General features: G+C 75.1%; 9 protein-coding genes. 6 read left to right on the top strand and 3 right to left on the bottom strand.

Annotated features, from left to right (window positions below):
• Positions 1-40 precede the first annotated feature (40 nt).
• From HW837_RS09865 to HW837_RS09840, 6 genes are all read left to right on the top strand, one after another.
• Entirely contained in the window at positions 41-3,577 is a 3,537-nt protein-coding gene (locus HW837_RS09865) for an Hsp70 family protein (protein WP_193380728.1), read from the top strand.
• Between the two features lie 2 nt (positions 3,578-3,579).
• On the top strand, positions 3,580-4,866 hold the full coding sequence (locus tag HW837_RS09860; protein WP_193380729.1) for a hypothetical protein: 1,287 nt from the start codon (positions 3,580-3,582) through the stop codon (positions 4,864-4,866).
• 110 nt (positions 4,867-4,976) lie between these two features.
• A complete protein-coding gene (locus tag HW837_RS09855; RefSeq protein WP_193380730.1) occupies positions 4,977-8,807 on the top strand; it encodes a CHAT domain-containing protein in 3,831 nt (1,276 codons plus the stop codon).
• Between the two features lie 38 nt (positions 8,808-8,845).
• Positions 8,846-10,762: a caspase family protein gene (locus HW837_RS09850; protein WP_177261827.1), complete on the top strand. Its 1,917-nt coding sequence runs from the start codon at positions 8,846-8,848 to the stop codon at positions 10,760-10,762.
• 333 nt (positions 10,763-11,095) lie between these two features.
• Positions 11,096-11,794 (top strand): Crp/Fnr family transcriptional regulator, encoded by a 699-nt coding sequence (locus HW837_RS09845; RefSeq protein ID WP_060886106.1) that lies wholly within the window; start codon positions 11,096-11,098, stop codon positions 11,792-11,794.
• Between the two features lie 56 nt (positions 11,795-11,850).
• Positions 11,851-13,182: a hypothetical protein gene (locus HW837_RS09840; protein WP_193380731.1), complete on the top strand. Its 1,332-nt coding sequence runs from the start codon at positions 11,851-11,853 to the stop codon at positions 13,180-13,182.
• On the opposite strand, the gene HW837_RS09835 is transcribed toward HW837_RS09840, so the two are convergent.
• The 3 genes from HW837_RS09835 to HW837_RS09825 are packed head-to-tail and all read right to left on the bottom strand — an operon-like array spanning position 13,151 to position 17,149.
• On the bottom strand, positions 13,151-13,627 hold the full coding sequence (locus HW837_RS09835; protein WP_093789613.1) for a hypothetical protein: 477 nt from the start codon (positions 13,625-13,627) through the stop codon (positions 13,151-13,153). The genes HW837_RS09840 and HW837_RS09835 overlap by 32 nt on opposite strands.
• Entirely contained in the window at positions 13,614-14,903 is a 1,290-nt protein-coding gene (locus HW837_RS09830) for an Hsp70 family protein (RefSeq protein WP_193380732.1), read from the bottom strand. Before HW837_RS09830 ends, HW837_RS09835 begins: the two co-directional genes overlap by 14 nt.
• The gene (locus HW837_RS09825) at positions 14,900-17,149 is read right to left on the bottom strand and encodes a dynamin family protein (RefSeq protein ID WP_193380733.1); all 2,250 of its coding nucleotides are present in this window, start codon (positions 17,147-17,149) and stop codon (positions 14,900-14,902) included. Before HW837_RS09825 ends, HW837_RS09830 begins: the two co-directional genes overlap by 4 nt.
• Positions 17,150-17,151 lie beyond the last annotated feature (2 nt).

Here is a 17,151-nt window from a genome sequence, read left to right as displayed (position 1 = left end):
CGCACCACGTCATTCGAAGTCATCCGAACCGGGGGACCCCATGGGACTGCACGCCCACTTCATCTCCTCGGGCCCGTTCTGCGTCGAGGACGCGGACGGTGAGGGGTACACACTGCTCGGACCGCTGTCCGGGCTGGTGCTGCCCGCCCTGCGGCTGCTGCCCGCGCCGGGCGCCGACATCCTCGTACGCCGGATCGAGGTGATCGGTCCGCCGGGGCTGCCCGCGGACCGGCTGGCCGCGCTGCGGGAGGTGTGGCGCGGGGTGGAGGGGCGGGTGATCACCGAGGCCGTGACGGTGGGTGCCGCCCGGCCCGTGCGGCTGGCCCCGTCGGCGGGCGGCACCGACCTGCCCCTGCTGCTGCTCGTCCACCACCACGGCACCGACACGGCCGGCGGGCAGGTCGCGCACACGACGGAGGTCACCACGACGCTCCATCTGCACCGGGCGGCCCCGGCGGTCGAGGAGGAACCGGAGCCCCACACGCGGAGCGGCACCTGGTACGACCCGAGCCAGTGGACGTTGTCGCCCGGCGGGTCGGCGAGCGCCGCGCCGGCCGGTGACGGAGGGGTGAGCGGCGCCCGACCCTCGGCGCCCGGTCCGCGGACCGGCGCCCGGGCGGAGGGTGAGCCCGTGCGGCGGGTCGCCGACGACAGGCAGCGGCACCGGGGCTTCGCGGCCGTCGACTTCGGGACCACCAACTCGACCGTGACCATCCACGACATGCGGCAGCTCGACGTGCGCGCCATGTCCCGCTACCAGGAGGCCCGGCTACGGCGGGAGTTGGTGGACCTGCTGGGCGATCCGTCGGTGCCGGGTGCGCAGCGCGGGCAGTGGCGGGAGCTGCTCGGGGACGTCGTACGGCAGTTGCTGCCGGAGGCGGACGAGGGCGGAGCGCGTCGGGACGAGCCCGGTGCCGTACTGGCCGGGGCGCTGGAGGGCGGACACGGCGGCGGGGGCTGGCTGCACGCGCTGTACACCGCGCTCGAACTGCGGCTGGCCGCACGCGACGAGCGGCTGCGCGGGGCCGTCGCGCCCCTGCTGCACGCCTGCTTCGACCGGGCCTTCGACGAGCTGCCGTTGGACGTGCTGCGGCTGTTCCCCGCCGACCTCGACCAGTCGGGCGGCACCGAGCTGGCCAGCCGGGTCGAAGTGGTGCAGACACGGCCGGAGCTGCGTGTACGCATGGGTGAGGAGCGGGTGGCGGTCGGCGGGGCGGCGGACGGGGCGCCGCGCGCGTACCGGGGGCTGAAGCAGTATCTGGGCCGCGATCTGGAGCTGCCCGACCTGCCCGCGCGCGCCGACGGCACACCGACCACCGCCGACGACCTCATCCGGGAGGGGCTGCGCTATCTCCTCGACCAGGGCGACGAGTTCATCTCCATGAACCCCAGGGAGTTCCACCAGGGCCGGATCGACCACCTGGTCATGACGTACCCGACGATCGCGCCGCCCGTGGTGCGCCGACGGCTGCGTCAACTGGTCGGGCAGGGGGCGCGAGGGGTGGACGGTCTCGGTGTCACGCTCGTGGACACCCAGTTCGACGAGGCGGTCGCGGCGGCGCTGTTCTTCATCATGCGGGACTTCGGCGGGGACTTCGCGGCGGGCGTGGAGGCGTTCCGGGCGCGCTGTCGGCGGCTGCCCGGCAGCGGACGGTCCTGGGAGCAGAACGTGCTGGTCATCGACGTGGGCGGCGGCACCACCGATCTCGCCCTGATCAACCTGAAGTTGAAGGACAACACCCCGGACCCCGGACCGGGCCAGGACCCCCGGTTCACCGGCCGGCTCTACGTCCTCACCCCCACACTCCTCGGTTCCACCGGCCATCTCCAGCTCGGCGGCGACCTCATGACGCTCCGTCTGTTCCACTGGTACAAGGCGGTGTTCGCCGATCATCTCCTCACCCGGTGGCCCGACCGCCACGAGCGGGTCGTCGCCACGCTCAAGACGCCGTACGCCACCGACGGGCAGTACGTCCCCGGCAGCCTGCTCGCCCGGGACAGCGAGGCGGAGGGGTATCCGCACGATCTGGTGGACCTCGTCGTACCCACCCGCTGGGACGAACTGCCGCCCAGCAGGGTCCGGGAGGTCGAGCAGACGTTCTGGCTGCTGTGGCGGCTCGCCGAGGACGCGAAGATCCGGCTGGGGGCGGGCACCGAGGACCACCGGCCGCCGCCCGAGGCGCTGGAGGCGCTGCTGACCGCCCTCGGTGTGCCCGAGGCCGGGGGCGCGGGATGGGCGCCGCAGCTGGACGCCGCCCGGTTCGAACAGCTGATGGCGCCCGTGCTGGACGAGATCACGGACCTCGTCGTCGCCCTCGTCGAGAACGGCCTCCAGGGCGGCGACCGCGAGCTCGACCGGATCTTCCTCAGCGGCAAGAGCAGCCGGATGCCGTTGATCCGTCGCGCGCTGGAACGCAGGCTCCGCCGGGAGCCCGGGGTGCGCTGGAACTCGGCCGGTATCGCCGTCGAGGAGCAGTACGGGAAGCTCGCCACCTCCATCGGGGCCTGCTGGGGCCACCACGTCCGCCGCTTCGCGCATGACGAGGGCAACGCCCAGGGTGTCCTCGGCCGGGGCCGCTACGTCCTGCGCATCGAGGTCGACAACCTCCGCTACTACCTGCCCTGCGACTTCGGCGCCACGTTCCAGCTGGGCTCCGCCGCCACCCCCACCTACGCGCTGCTCAAGGCCGGCGACCCGCTCAGCCCCATCGGGCCGGGCGGCACCTGGGCGATCCGCAGCAAGTGGGAGAAACAGCCGAGGAGCCTCCGCGTCCACCGGGGCACCGGCACCGGATGGGTCGAGTGGGGCGCCTTCGACCCGGACGACTGGATCAGCCGCCGCGAGCCGGGGTTCCTCCTGGACCTGGAGGAGTGGACCAAACAGGCCCGTTTCCAGGTCGAGGTCGACGCCGACCTCTCCCTCCACCTCCATCTCGTGCGCGGCGAACCCCAGTACGAGCTGCGCGACGAGCCGCAGGCCCGCGTCGACCTCGACGCCGGGGTCGGGCCCGACGGGCAGTGGACGCCCCTGGAGATCGTCGTCGACACACGGGTCGCCGGGGACCGGCCGGACAAGGGGACCGTGGTGTTCAGCGTCGCCGAGGACCCGAGGGTGCCGGGGGCGGACGACCCGGTGGGGCCCGGTGGCTGGTTCGACCTGCTGTTCAGGGAGGCGGGGGGCGCGGGCGCGCGTCTGCTCAGGGGGCGGATGAGCGAGCCGCTGCCGCCGCCTCCGCACGACGGCTGGTCGTTCTACGTGCGGTACCCCACCCGACCCGAACGGGCGCTGGAGCTGGTGGACGTCCTCCCCGCGCCCCGGCGCGCCGACGAGGAACGGGACGCGGCCGCCCGGAAGGAGCGCCGGGACGACGGGGCCGAGCACCAGCAGGGGACCGAGTACGTGGCGACCCTGGACGAGCGCGGTGGGCTGCGGGTGCACCGTACGCCGGTGCCGTACCGGGCGGCCGGTTCCGTCGCGGAGATGTGGGACCACGAAGGGGCCGTGTTCCGGGTCGGCATGAACGACGCGGCCGCCGCGCACATCGCCGAACGCGACCCCTTCAACGGCAGGCACTGACCGTGGACGCCGTCAGGAAACTCCTCACCCGCGCCCCGGCTTCGCTGCCCGCCGTGCTGACCCGGGCCCAACTCGTCGGCCTGCGGGCTTCGTTGAGCGAACTGCTTGCCGCCAGTCCGGAGGGCCCGGGTGCGGAGGAATGCCGGGGCGTGCTGCGGGAGCTGGAGTCGCTGCCGGGGGTGGCGGGGGCGGCGGTGCCTGAGGCGGGGATGCCTGACGTGGGGATGCCTGGAGTGGGTGCGGCGGAGTCCGGGGGGCCTCCTGGTGGGGCGTCGTCCATGTCCGCGCCGTCCGTCTCGGCGTCGCCCGGGCCGTCGTCGGGGCCGCCGCCCGTCGCGCGGGTGACCCAGTCGGCCGCCTGGGTGCACGGGAACGCGCCGTCCGCCGACCCCGAACTCTCCTCGCTGGCGGGCGAGTTGGTGAACAGTCCGGAGGCCGTGGACTACCTCGGGCCGGCGCAGTTGCCCGCCGGAGCCGACACCCCCGCCCTCTGGCGCTGGTTCCAGCTCACCCTCCTCCGGCTGCCCGCGGCGCAGGTGACCATGTGGCGGGCGCGGGCCGAGAGGCTGGCGGTGGCGGAGCCGGCCGGTGCACGGTGGACCGAGTGGGCGGCGCTCGACCGTGAGCAGGTGGTGCTGCCACCGCTGCCCCGGTTCGGCGCCGCGGGCGTACGGCTGGGACCGCGGGCCGGTGCCGCGCCCTGGGCCCTGGACGCGGCCGGCATCGAGGACATCGCACCGGCGGACGGGGAGAGCCGCTCGCCCGCGCAGGTGTGGGCCGTTCTCGCGAGCTGGGTCGCGGCGCTCGCCGAGCTCGACGACCAGGCGCATCACTGCGTGGAGAGCCTCACCCACCGTGGCGCCCTGCCGCTCGCCGACCCCGGCCATCGACGCGCCTACCAGCAGGAACTCGCCCTGCGTCTCGGGCGGCTCGCCGTTCGCCGGGAGGCCGACGATCCCTCGGCCGAGCTGCAGACGGCCCTCGCCGTCGACGAGGCCCTGTGCTCGGTGGTCCACCTCCCGCCCGCGGCACCCGGCAGCTGGTGGGCCCAGATCGCCGAGACCTCCCAACGGGCGGTCCTCGACGTACGCCGCCGGGCCCGCGCGCACGGTGCCGACGTCGCCGTCGAGGTCCTCGCCCCCTCCTACCGCGAGGCCCGACGGCGTACCGGCGGCAACGACATCCCCCTCGACGCCGGCGGCCGCAAGGGCCAGGTGCTCGCGGGACTACGGCTCTGGGCACGGATCGACGGCCGGGAGCTGCCGGGGCGGGTGGTCTATCGGGGGTGAGCGGCGGGGCCGGGGCGGGTGTGAGGGACGGGAGCCGGGAGGCGAAAGGGGGAGCCCGGGTGCGGAGCGGGTCTGCGGGCACGGGCGGGCGCGGAGGGAACGACGGCGCGATGCGCGGCGGGAGTGGTGGCGGGGGGCGTGCAGGGGGTCGCGGCGGGGAGCACGGTGAGGACGGCGGCGCCGTCGGGGCGTTGATCGAGCTGCTGCTGTGGGAGCGGCGGGGTGTCGACCCCGGCGCCGGGCGGTGGACCGGGGCGGGCGGAGCGGGTGGTCCGGAGGGCTGCCTCGACGCGGCGGCGGCACTCGCCGCCGGGGAACCCAAGCGGGCCCTCGCGGTGTTGGACGCGACGGCGCCGGAGGAGGCCGAAGCGCACGCCCTCGTCCGGGCACCCGACCGGGCGCGGCTCGTGCGGGCTCTGCGGGCCGCCGCCGTGGCCATGGACGGCCACTGGCAGCCCGGCACCTCGACCGTGCCGCTCCGTGCGGCGGTCGTCGCCGCGCAGGCCGCCACCAGGGGCGACACCGCGGCCGCCGTCGCGTCCGTCACCGACCCGCGGCTGCGGCTCGCCGCCCATCTCGCCGGGCGGCACCGGCCCGTACTCCTCTCCGCCCGTATGACCATCGGCCACGGCCGCAGCGGGAGCGCCGCCCAGGAGGCGTCCCTCCGGTACGGCGGCGACGCGCACTGGACCGAGCGGGACTCCGCGGACGCGGTCCGGGAGCCGTTGACGTGGTTCGACGCGCTGTACGAGGCGTACGAGGGGTACGGCGCTCATGAGGTGCACGGTGCTCACGAGGGCGGGGGGCCGCCCGGGTCCGGCGGGCCGAGGCACGCGGATCTGCTCGCCCATCACCTGCTGCTCGCCGCCGACCTCCGGGTGCGGGGCGGGGACCGGCCCGCGGCCGAGCCGTGGGCGCGGTCGGGGAGGGACCATGCCTCGGGGAGCCCGGCGTCGGCCGGGTTCACCGCGTTGCTCGTCGGGGACTGGCGGCTGGGCACGCCCGGCACGGCGGAACAGTGTGCGCTGGGGGCGCCGCCAGGCGAGCGTGCCCTGTCGCGGGCGTCCGCACAGTACAAGAGGGCCCGCGCCCTCTACCAGGACGCCCGTTCGGCGTCCGGCCAGGCCGCCGCGCTGCTGCGCCTCGCCCACGTCGAACGGCTGCGCGGCGGGGCGGAAGCCTGCCGGGGCATCCTCGACGAGGCCCTGGAGCTGGCGCTCGCCGGCGGGGACGGAGCGTACGCCGTTCTCATCCGCGTCCATCAGGAACTGGACGCCATCGACGCGGGGGCGGATTCCCGGGCGACCACGGAGGGCGCCGAGGGCGAGGGCGGGGTGGGGGGCGCCGTCGTGCGCTGGGCGCGTACGGACGGCAGCACGTCCTGGCTGCGGGGGTTGCGGCAACTCGTCGTGGAGCGGGCCGAGTTCTGGAGCACGCGGGGCGATGCCGTGCGGGCCGGCCGGGCGGTCGCGCTGGCTCGCGGCCTGGACGGGGACGGCGGGGCGGCCGACGGGGCAGGCGAGGCCGGGCGACCGACGTCGGGGCTGGAGGCGGGCATGTTCCGGCGGGCGCGGCATCGGCTGGCCGGGGTCGTCCTGGCCGGCCTGGAGCAGCGGGAGCACCGGGAAGCGATCCAGGCGTGCGCCGACCGGGGGCGGCCGCCGGAGTGGGAGAACTGTCTGGGTGCCGTCATGGCGGCCAAGTCCTTCCACGACCAGGCGTCCGCCCTGCGGGACCCCGAACTTATGGCTGTGGCAAGGGAGTTGCTCGACAGCGCGGTCGAGATCGGGACACGGTACCTGCCCGCCGGAGATCAGCTGGACAGCACGTTGGCCATGGTGCGGTCGGACCTCGTCGCCAGTGGGGCGCAGGAGACGCTCTTCCGCTCGCGGCGGGCCCGCGCGGCCGGGCTCACACAGGACGCGGACCGGCTCGCGCGGCGGGTCCTGCGGGAGGCCGAGGGCATCCCGGACGAGCTGTTCCGGCTGTTCGTGGGGTGCTCGGCCCTGGTCGACCTGGGGGAACGGGATGCCGCCACGAGCGCGGTGGAGGCGATCGAGCCGAGGCTCTCCGCCATCGCCGCGGCGCGCCTGTGGCTGCGGCTGGGGGAGCCGGAGCGGGCGGCCCGCCACCTGCCGGGGATCGGCGTCCACGGACCCGGACCGGACCAGCCCTGGGAACTCCCGGCGATCCGGGCGGACCTCGCACTGGCCCGGCACGCGTACGACGAGGCCGCCCGGCACGCCCGGCAGGGGCTCGGAGCGTTCGAGGAACACCGCCGCCGGCTGGCCCGTGACGCGCTGCGTGCCTCCTCCGCCGACGACCCGGCCGTCGCCGGGCTCCAGCACGCCGCCGTGCTCGCCCTCCTGTCCTCCGGCCGCCCCGACGCGGTCGCCGCGGCCTTCGACCAGGCCGAACGGGGCCGCGCCGGCTTCCTGGACACCGTCCGCGCCCTCGACGCCGCGCCCCCTGGCTCGGCCGCCCACACCGCCGTACGCGCCTGGTTGGCTGCCGAGATCCGCTGGGCAGCCACCTTCGAAGAGCAGGCGACCGCCCTACGGCGCCGGACCGGGGAGGGAACGAGGGCACGGCCCGGGGACGCCAGGACCATGACGGCGGGGTACGCCGGGACCACCGCTGCCGGGGAGGCATCCGCGCAGGCCGCGCGGGGGCGGATCGGCGAGGTCGGGCGGGGGCTCGACGAGGCCGAGGCCGTGGTGCGGCGGCTGGTGCCCGCGGCCCTGACCGCCTCCCACGCCGAGGGGTTGCCCGACGCCGCGGCCGTGGCCGCGGCGTTGCCCGCCCACACCTTGCTGCTGACCTATCACGTCTTCGACGATGTGCTGGTGGGATGGGCCCTGACCCGTGCGACGCTGCGCCACGAGCGATCCGCACGGCAGCCGCACCGCACGGTGGCGGCGGCCCGCCGGTTCCACGCCTGGTGCGCCCGGCGGGACGTACCGGGAGCCGGGGACGCGGGCGGCGAGGCCGCCGGGCGGGAGCTCGTGGAGGCGCTGGTGCGGCCGTTCACCGAGGAACTCAGGGACCATCGGCGGGTGATCGTGGTGCCCCCGGCGGCCCTCGCGCTGCTGCCGTTCCACGCCCTGCCCTGGACGGGCGACGCCCCCCTCGGCGCCACGCACGACGTGTCGTACCTCCCGGCGGTCTCCCTTCTCGCCCGGCGCCACGACCGGCTCCCGGAACGGCCTTGGACCGAGCTGGACGCGCTGTTCGTCGGCGCGCCCGCGACCCATCCGCGGCATGGGCTGCGGGAGCTGCCGGGCACCGCCGCCGAAGTCGTCGCGGCAGCGGGGCTGTTCCCCCAGGGGCGCGCGCTGACCGGTGCCGCGGCGACCCGCGACGCGGTGCTGGCGGCGACGCGTGGGTGCGGGATCCTGCACCTCGCCACCCATGGACTGATCGACGAACTCGCGCCCCACTGCGCCAAGTTGCCCCTCGCCGGCGACGATGAGCTGGGACTCGCCGATCTGCCGGCCGTCGCCCAGGACCTCCAGCTGCTGGTGCTGTCCGGCTGCGACACCGGCCGCGGTACGGCCACCGCCGGGGGTGACGTGCTGGGGCTGACCCGGGCCGCCCTGATCACCGGGGCCCGGCACGCCCTCGTGTCGCTCTGGCCGGTCGACGACGTCACCGGCTGCCTCGTCCTCGCCCGCACCTACGCGCGGATGGCGAAGGAACCCATCGTGCTCCTCGGCACGGCGCTGGCCCAGGCACAGCGCGAGGTACGCGACCTCCCCGGCGCCGCGCGGTACGACGAGTTCCGGGAACTGGCCCGCCGGGCCGGAGTACGGCCCGGCCCCGCCGCCCGCGCTCCCGACCGGCCTCGGTCGCGGGACAGCGCACCACTGGGCCACGGCCGCGACGGGACACCGCACGGGCACCCGTACCACTGGGCGCCCTTCATCCACGTAGGGACATGAGACGGGTGCCGTACGCACGGCACCGGCCGGGAGGCGCGATGACACGGCGAGCGGTGCTGATCGGGGCCGAGACCTACGGTCTGACCGGGGTGCACACCGATGTCGAGCTGATGGGCGAGCTGCTCGCCGGGCACGACTTCACCGACATCCGGATCCGTACCGGGGACCGGGCCGACTACACCGGCATCGGGGAGGCGCTGCGCGGACTGCACACCGACGCGACCCCGGACGACGCCCTGGTCGTCTACTACTCGGGCCACGGGGCCCTGCTGGGAGAGCTGCAGTGCCTGGTGCCGGTGGACATGGCCGACAGCACGGCCACGGACTTCCGCGGCTATCTGGCCGAGGAACTCACCTCGGCCGTCCGCGCCCTCACCGAGAAGACCCCCAACGTCACGGTCGTCATCGACGCCTGCCACTCCAGCGGGGCCGTGCGGGAGGCCGCGTACGCGGCGGGGCGGGCGGCGCTGCGGTCGGTCGAGGTGACGTTGGAACGGAGCGTGTGGGACGCGGGGTTCGCCCGGCTGCGGGCCCTGTCCGGCTCCCGCGACCCGCTGGTCCCCGGCGTCGTCCGGCTGACGGCGTGCCAACGGCACGCGTCGGCGTACGAGGCCGTGCTGCGACCCGGCGCGGGACGGCAGGGCGTGTTCACCGCCGCGCTCGCCGAGGTGCTCGGCTCGCCGTGGGGCCGGGAGCTGCCGTGGTCCGTCCTGATCACGCGGATCCGTGACCTGGTCAAGCAGCGGCACGTACGGCAGTGGCCCGAGGCCGGAGGCCCGGCCGCGCGGCTGCCCTTCTCCCTGACGGAACCGCCGGCACCCGAACGGCTGCCCCTGTCGCGGCGCGACGGGCACTTCGTCGTCCCGGGCGGTTCCGTCTTCGGGCTTGGCCGGGGAGACACGGTGTCCCTGCGCTTCCCGGCCGTCACCCACCGGGCACCGTCGGAGCTGGCCGTGCCGGCGGTGGTGGACGGGCTCCGGGCCGGGGACGCCGTGCTCCGGGCCGTACCGGGCGCTGGCGGCCCGTCCCCGGAGGAGCTGCGCACGGCCGAGCCGCCGCCCGGTTCGTACGCGCTCCCCGTAGAGGTCCACGACCGCCGCAACGTCCTCGTCGACGTCGAGGGCTCCTTCGCCGACGCCCTGCGCGCGGAGATGGACGGCTGCCCGCGGCTCGCCGAGACGACACGCGTCGAGGACGCCTTCGCGACCGTACGCGCCGGCGGCGGCGGGATCGAGGTGCTGGACCGCGACGGGCACCCCTTCCGGACGCCGGCCGGCGAACCCGTCCCGGCCGAACCGGCACGGGTGGCCGCCCTGCTGGAGGAACTGGCGCGGGGCGAACGGGTCCGGCGGCTCGCCGACCCGGGCGGGGCCGGCCGGCTCGTGGCGGCGGTGGAGGTCCGGTTCGACATCGAGGAACCGGCCCGCTCCGGCACCTGGCGGCCGTGGCGGGCGGAGGGGGTGCGGCTGTACGACGGTGACCGCTACCGGGTCGCCGTGGCCAACCGCTCCGCCGTGCCGCTGTACTTCTGGGTGATCGGCGTGGGGCTGAGCGGCCGCGTCACCCTGGTCACCGAAGACCAGCCCAGCGGGGTCCGCGTCGAACCCTGGGGCGCGGAACACGGCAGCACGAGTGTGACACCACCGGTCGAGGTCTACTGGCCGGTCGACGTGCCCCGCCGGGGGCCGCGGCCGGAGACCGTGCACGTCCTCGTGGGTGACCGGGCGATGGACCTGGGCGGACTGGCCTCGCCCACGGCCCGCGAGCGGGTCTCGCGCGACAGCGCCGACCCGGGCCTGGACGCGCTGCTCCGTGAGGTCTGGGACGGTGTGCGCGACCAACGGCCCCTCGGGGCAACGGAGTTCCACCACCGGGTGTGGACCGTGCACGCCGACGCGTTTCCCGACCGGGGCCGACGGACGGGCGGCACCCCTCGACCGGGGGCGGGCACGTGAACGGCACACGGGACCCCGGCCGCTCCCCCTCCGGCCCGGGTCCCGCGTCTCCCCCCGTGCACCCCCATCATGCGCCCGGGGAGGCGACCGCTTCCCCGCAGCAGTGCGCAATCCGGCGGCAGTTCGCCACCGCCACCGCCACCGGCACCGGCCCCCGCCAGGCACCGTCGCCGTCGTCCCGGCGCCGGGAGCGTGAGGACCGCGACAGCTGGGGGACCCATGAGTCACATCGTCAACTACTTGTGCACAAAGGGTATTTGGGCGCCGATCGGTGGATATCATGCTGCGCGGCGCAGGCGTACGGACGAGCCAGGGAGGCGAGGCGCGGACCTCATGGACCGGTGGCCGCACGGCACGTTCCTGGCGGAGCTGTCCGATGCTCCGGAGACCGTCCCGGCACTCCTCTCGCTCGGCACCCCGCGCTCGTACGAGGCGGGCGAGATCCTCATCTCCGAGGGGCGGCACGAGACCTTCGTCCTGTTGCTGCTCGGCGGCGTCACCAAGGTCACCGCGCTCACCGAGCAGGGTGACACCGCGCTGCTCGCCGTGCGGATCGGCGGGGACCTGGTGGGGGAGTTCGCGGCCTTCGACAACCGGCCCAGGTCGGCCACGGTCACCGCCGCCGGCGGGGTCACGGCGCGGCGCGTCGCACAACGGGACTTCCTCGGCCTCCTCGACCGCCATCCGGCCGCGGCCCTCGCGGTGAGCCGCATGCTCGTCCGCAAGAACCGCTGGTCCGTACGGCGCCGGGGCGACTTCAGCGGCTGCCCCGTGGCCACGCGGGTCGCCCGCGTCCTCGTCGACCTCGTGGAGGACTACGGCCGGCCGAGCCGCGACGGGCTCCTGATCGGCCCCCGGCTCACCCAGGCCGAACTCGCCGGGCTGGTCGGCGCCAAGTCCCGCCGCGTCCACCACGTCCTCGGTGAACTGTCCGAGCTGGGGGTCATCCGGGTCGGCTACAGCCGGGTGACCGTCCTCTCCGAGGCGGGCCTGCGCGACGCGGCACGGCTGGCGCGGGCGGACGGACGGTAGGGCGGGCCGACGACGACCGGGGCCGCACGGCACGGACTGACGAGGGGAACACGGATATGGCGCAGGACGACGGCCACGTGGGGGACGAGGCCGCGGGAGGCGGTGACGGGTTCGACGACGTGCTGGCGACTCCCGGACTCCTCGCCGACGACGACGCGACGTCCAAGGGGCCCGGCGGCGGACGCCACCCGTCCGACCGCCTCGGCGGGGTCCGCCTGGGCCGCCCGCTGGGGTACGCCCTGCCCGCGCCGACGCCCCGCCCGCACCGCGACCTCCTGCTGTGCTTCCCGTTCGACCTGGAGGAGCCGCCGTACGGCCGTGCCTACGAACAGGTCACCCTGACCGTCGAGTTGGACGACGGGGCGCACGCCCTCGCGCTGCATCCGGCGCCCGGCACCACCGCCGGGGACGGCGCGGAGGTCGCCGCGTTCGGGCTGGGGCGGGACCGGCTGCGGTGGACGTTCCGGGCGCGCGGCCGGGGCGGTGCGCTGCGGCCCGACGGGCGCTGGGCCCAGGCCGTCGTGCGGCTGCCCGCCGGTGCGGGCGAGGTGTCGGGCCGGCTGGGGCTGGAGGCGGTGACCGTGCAGTCCCTGCTCGGCGGGACCTTCCGGCGCAGGCGGGCGGCCACCCCCCACGACATCCCGTTCCGGCTGCGTGCCGACGAGACATGGTCCGCCGCCGCGCCGCCCGCCCGTGACGCCGCCCTCCCCGGCGCCTGGGCCCTGACCGGGTCCGGCGCCGCCGCGGAGCCGGACCCGCCGGACGGCCACGAGGAGCCCGAACTGCCCCCTGGTGTGCGGAGGTTGTGCCTCGCTGTCGACATCGAGAAGTACAGCGCGCGGGACAACGCGAACATGGTGCTGCTGCAACGGGTGCTGTTGCGGACGCTGCGCGCGGCGTGCGCGCGGGCCGGGATCGGGTGGGAGCGCTGCGGGCGTCAGGCGCAGGGGGACGGCTATCTGCTCGTACTGGAACCGGGGATCGACGAGTCCCGGGTGGTGCCCGCCCTCCTCGACGGGCTGGCGGCCGGTCTCGCGGCGGGCAACGCCCTCGCTCCCGTGCGGATGCGGGCGAGTCTGCACCAGGGCATCGTCCACGAGGCCCCCGGCGGCTACGCGGGCTCCGCCGTCGTCGCGCTCTTCCGGGTGCTCGACTCGGCGCCGGTCCGCCGCACCCTCGCCGACACGCCCGAGGTCCACCTCGTGGCCGCCTTCTCCGACCCGCTCTACCAGGATCTGGTGGCGAGCAGCGGCTACGCGGGGCTGTCCGCCGACGGCTTCCGGCGGGCGGAGGTGCGGATCGAGGCGAAGGACTTCTCCTCCGTCGCGTGGATCCGGGCGGTGGCGGTGCCGCCGTTCACAGCCGGCACTCCCGGTGGCACCAGGTGAACAGGGCCCGGGACTCCACGAGCCACTGATCGGCCATGGCGCGGAACGCGGACCTGGTCACCCGGCAGGCCAGCGGCAGGGTGCGGAAACCCATCAGGTACGGCGGCTGGTCACCGGCGAGGTTGCAGATGGACAGGGTCGGGGCGAGCTGTTCGATGTTCCAGGCGTTCGCGGCGGCGGCCGCCAGCGCCAGTTGGTCGTCGTTCAGATAGCGGTCGTCCGTGACCATCACCAGCAGCATCTCGGTGCTCGTGGTGGTGAAGCCGAGCTGGATCCGCCGCTCGGCCTCCGGGTGCTCGAACTCCAGGCCCACCGAGGAGGCGTCCGCCTCGAACGGGCGGCGCTGGCGCGTCACCCAGTCGTTGACCAACCGCCGCCAGTGAAGGGCCAGTTCGAACACCTGCTCCGCTGACGGATCCGTACCGGCGGGGTCAGCCGCCGACATGGCCCATGGCCTCCCTCACCATGCGGTCGGTCAGACCGGCGTTCAACAGGGCGTGGACCTTCGGCGGCAGCGACGACGGCGGTGACAGCGACGATGGCGGTGACGGTGGCGGTGGTGGCGGTGTGGAGAGCGGCGCCGTCGGCGGGGGCCCGTCGGCGGCGGCGTCCTCCAGGGCCAGCCAGGCCGCGCCGGTGGCCACCGCGAGCTCTGGTTCGGAGACGGTGAGGACCGTGCGGCCCGACCGTTCGGCCAGCAGCTCGCCTACCATGGGAAGCCGGGAGCTGCCGCCCACCGGGACGATCAGGTCGAGGTCGCCCCAGGTCAACCCGTAGGCCCGAAGCACCCGTTCACACTCCTCGACCGTCTCCGACAGCAGGGGACGAATGGCCTCCCGCAGGTCGGACCGGGTGAGTGTCACCTCGGCCGGCGGCTCCAGCATGGTCAGCAGATCGGAGTGCTCGGGCGAGACGGACAGCTGCTGCTTGAAGGTGACGCAGGCCTCCGCGAGGAGGATCGCGCGGCGCAGCGCCGTCGCGTCGTCGGGGTCGGCGACGGTCCGCCGCAGTCGGTCCACCCCGTCGGGGCAGCGTTCCCGTACGAGGCCCAGGACGGCCTGGTCGATGGCGAGCCCGCCGACGTCGGAGAGACCGCCGGGGGCGCCGACGACCGTGTAGCTCTCCTTCGTCCCCCGCGCCACCGCGAGGTCGAAGGTGCCGCCGCCCAGGTCGTAGACGAGGACCGTGCGGTCGCGGTCCATGCCGTGATCGTGCAGGGCGTAGACCATGGCGGCCACGGGTTCGGTCTCCAGTCTGACGATCTCCGGGGGCAGGCCCGCGGCCTCCGCGGCGCCGAGCATCAGCTCGCGCCGGTGGTGCTCCCAGGTCGCCGGGACGGTGATCACCACGCGCGAGGGCGCCGCGTGGACGGCCGTCCGGGCGCCGTCGACCAGGAAGCCCAGCACCTGTGCGGTCAACTGCTCGGCGGTGAGCGAGCGTTCGCCCAGCCGGAGGCCTTCGGGCTCGCCGAACTCGCGCTTGAACTCCGCCCGGAATCGGTCCGGACGCCGGAGCCGCGAGTTCTGTGCCGCCTGGCCCACGACCATCGAGCCGTCGGGCAGCAGACACACCGCGCTGCGCACCGACGCGGCCCCGAACGGGCTCACCGGGTCGCGCACCGGCAGCGGTGGACGGTCCGGCCGCAGGACGACCAGCGAGGAGGTCCAGGTGCCGAAGTCGATCCCGTAGACCGGGCCCGTACGCCCGTCGCCGCCGCTCATGGGCTGTCGAACTGGGCGGGGTCGAAGGAGGAGCCGAGATCGCCGGCAGCGGTGTTGAGGGGTGGCCCGTCGAGGGGCGGGCCGCTGTCGACGTACGGGCCGTCGAAGGGCGTGCCGTCCGCGGGCGCGGCGTCGGGCGCCGTGACGTCCGCCGCCGTGACCGGCGTGTTGGCGTCCGGTGGGGTCGGGGGCGGGGTGAAGGCCGGGCCCACCTGGGCGAAGGCCGCCCCCACGGCGACCTCGGCGGCGACGCCGAGCGCGATGTCCCGCGCGGCTGAACCGGCTGTGCTCGCTGCCCCTGTCGGCCCTGTCGGCCCTGTCGGCCCTGTCGGCCCGTGGGGCCCGTTCGATCCCCCGGGGCCCGGTCGCGGCTGCGGTGGTGGGGGCGTGGTCACGCGGTCCACCCGGCCACGCAGCCGGTCCAGTTCGTTCTGGAGCTGTCGGTAGGCCTGCTGCCGGGCCAGCAACTCGCCGCGACGCCGGGCCAGTTCCGTCCTGGTCCGGCCTCCGGCGTCCTGGAGCCTGCGGCTGGACTCGGCGAGGGACTCCTGCTGTGCGGCGAGCTGGGCGTTGAGTTCGCTGATGAGGGCCTGGGCGACGTCGCCGTGGGCCTGATGGAAGGACTCGGTGGCGAGCCGGCGGCTCTCGGTGATCTCCTGGGTGATCATCTGCTGCATCCGGGCGTCGCGTTCCCGCTCGGCCCGTTCCCGCAGATCCTTGCGGTGGTTGCGCATGCCGTGGATGAAGCCCATCGCACCCATGCCCACCACGGCGGCGGGGCCGGCGACGAACGGGTCCACCATCAGGACGACGCCGCCCGCCCCCGCTCCCGCCATCCCGGTGGACCAGCTGGCGCGCAGCTGGTCGAAGAACCGGGCGGGGCGCACGTTCAGCGGCACGGCCGGCACCGAGATGGCCGGGGTGAAGGGCGGCTTCGGCACGTCGGGCGAGGTGAGATCGAGGCTGGTGCGTTGCGCGAAGTCCGCCATGAGGGCCACGGCGGTGGCGGCGAGCCGCTCGTGGGCGTCGGTCAGCGCCTTGAGCATGTCGGCGGCGACCTGGCCGACCAACTCGTCGCCTCCGGGGTCGGCTCCCGCGTTCACCTTCTCCTGGTAGCCGCGCAGCGCGGCGGTGAAGGCGTTCTGCAGTTCCGTGCGGGCCGCGCGGGTGTCGTGCTCGAAGCGCTGTCGCAGTTCCGTCCGCCATTCGGCGCCGCCCGTGGAGAGCCGCTTCAGCCGGGCGGAGGTCTCGGCCACCTCGCGCCGGATGCGCTCCAGGGACTCGTCCGACTCCAGACCCGCGAGTTCGTTGACCACGGGGGATCCGGCGGTGGCGACGGCGTCGCCGAGTGCGTCCAGGGCGCGGCGCAACTGCACGGCGCCGCTGGTCGTGGCGAGCCCCTCCCACAGCGCGTGGTCCAGCCGGGGGAAGCCGGAGTCGGCGAGCAGCTGGTCGTCCGAGCGGCCCCTGAGCCATTTGTGCTTGCGGAAGGAGGAGACCGGGACGACGACGAGCCCTTCGGCGGGGCGGCCGGTGCGGGCGGCGATCTTCTCGCGGGCCCCCATGACCACGGGCGAGGGGTCGGCGACCTTGTCGGTCTTGGTGACGACGGTGATCACCACCTCGCACTTCCCCAACGCCTCGTCGAGGAAGTCGAGTTCGTAGGTGGCCAGCGGTTCGATGGCGTCGCAGACGAAGACCAGGCCGTCGGCATGCTCCAGGAAAGCCCGGGTGGCGGTGGTGTGCTCGGGGTTGACGCTGCCGACGCCGGGGGTGTCGATGAGGACGAGCCCGCTCTCCAGCTGGGGCACCGGCGCCTGGATCTCCACGAGCCGGACCCGTTTGTGGTTGCGCGGGTTGCCCTGCTCGGTGACGTACTCGGGTAACTGATCGAGGGCGATCGTCACCTGGTGCGTGGCGTCGCGGCCTCCGGTCCGCGGGTCGCCGAGGTGCACCACGGCCTGCTCGCGCGGGCCCCAGCAGAGGGTGCACACCACGCAGGTGGCCACGTCGACGTCCACGGGGAACAGGCGGGGCCGCTCCACCAAGGCGTTCAGCAGCATGGACTTGCCCCGCTTGAACTCGCCGGCGACCACGACCCGGCAGGTGCCCCGCTCCAGCCGTGTCCGGGACTGGTCGAGCAACTCCCGCTGGCGAGGGCCGAGTTCCTCGGCCAGCTGCTCGGTGAGCTTGGGGAAGGCGGCCAGCACGTCCGAACGCAGACGGCTGAAGACGTTCTCCGGCATGG

The organism is Streptomyces caniscabiei (genome assembly GCF_014930365.1).
Classification (GTDB): domain Bacteria; phylum Actinomycetota; class Actinomycetes; order Streptomycetales; family Streptomycetaceae; genus Streptomyces; species Streptomyces caniscabiei.
This window is presented reverse-complemented; position numbering and strand designations above follow the sequence as displayed.

Coding starts and splice junctions, on each gene's coding strand:
- HW837_RS09840 (WP_193380731.1), top strand. CDS start 11,851: ATGGCGCAGGACGACGGCCACGTGGGGGACGAGGCCGCGGGAGGCGGT.
- HW837_RS09855 (WP_193380730.1), top strand. CDS start 4,977: ATGCGCGGCGGGAGTGGTGGCGGGGGGCGTGCAGGGGGTCGCGGCGGG.
- HW837_RS09850 (WP_177261827.1), top strand. CDS start 8,846: ATGACACGGCGAGCGGTGCTGATCGGGGCCGAGACCTACGGTCTGACC.
- HW837_RS09835 (WP_093789613.1), bottom strand. CDS start 13,627: ATGTCGGCGGCTGACCCCGCCGGTACGGATCCGTCAGCGGAGCAGGTG.
- HW837_RS09865 (WP_193380728.1), top strand. CDS start 41: ATGGGACTGCACGCCCACTTCATCTCCTCGGGCCCGTTCTGCGTCGAG.
- HW837_RS09825 (WP_193380733.1), bottom strand. CDS start 17,149: ATGCCGGAGAACGTCTTCAGCCGTCTGCGTTCGGACGTGCTGGCCGCC.
- HW837_RS09845 (WP_060886106.1), top strand. CDS start 11,096: ATGGACCGGTGGCCGCACGGCACGTTCCTGGCGGAGCTGTCCGATGCT.
- HW837_RS09830 (WP_193380732.1), bottom strand. CDS start 14,903: ATGAGCGGCGGCGACGGGCGTACGGGCCCGGTCTACGGGATCGACTTC.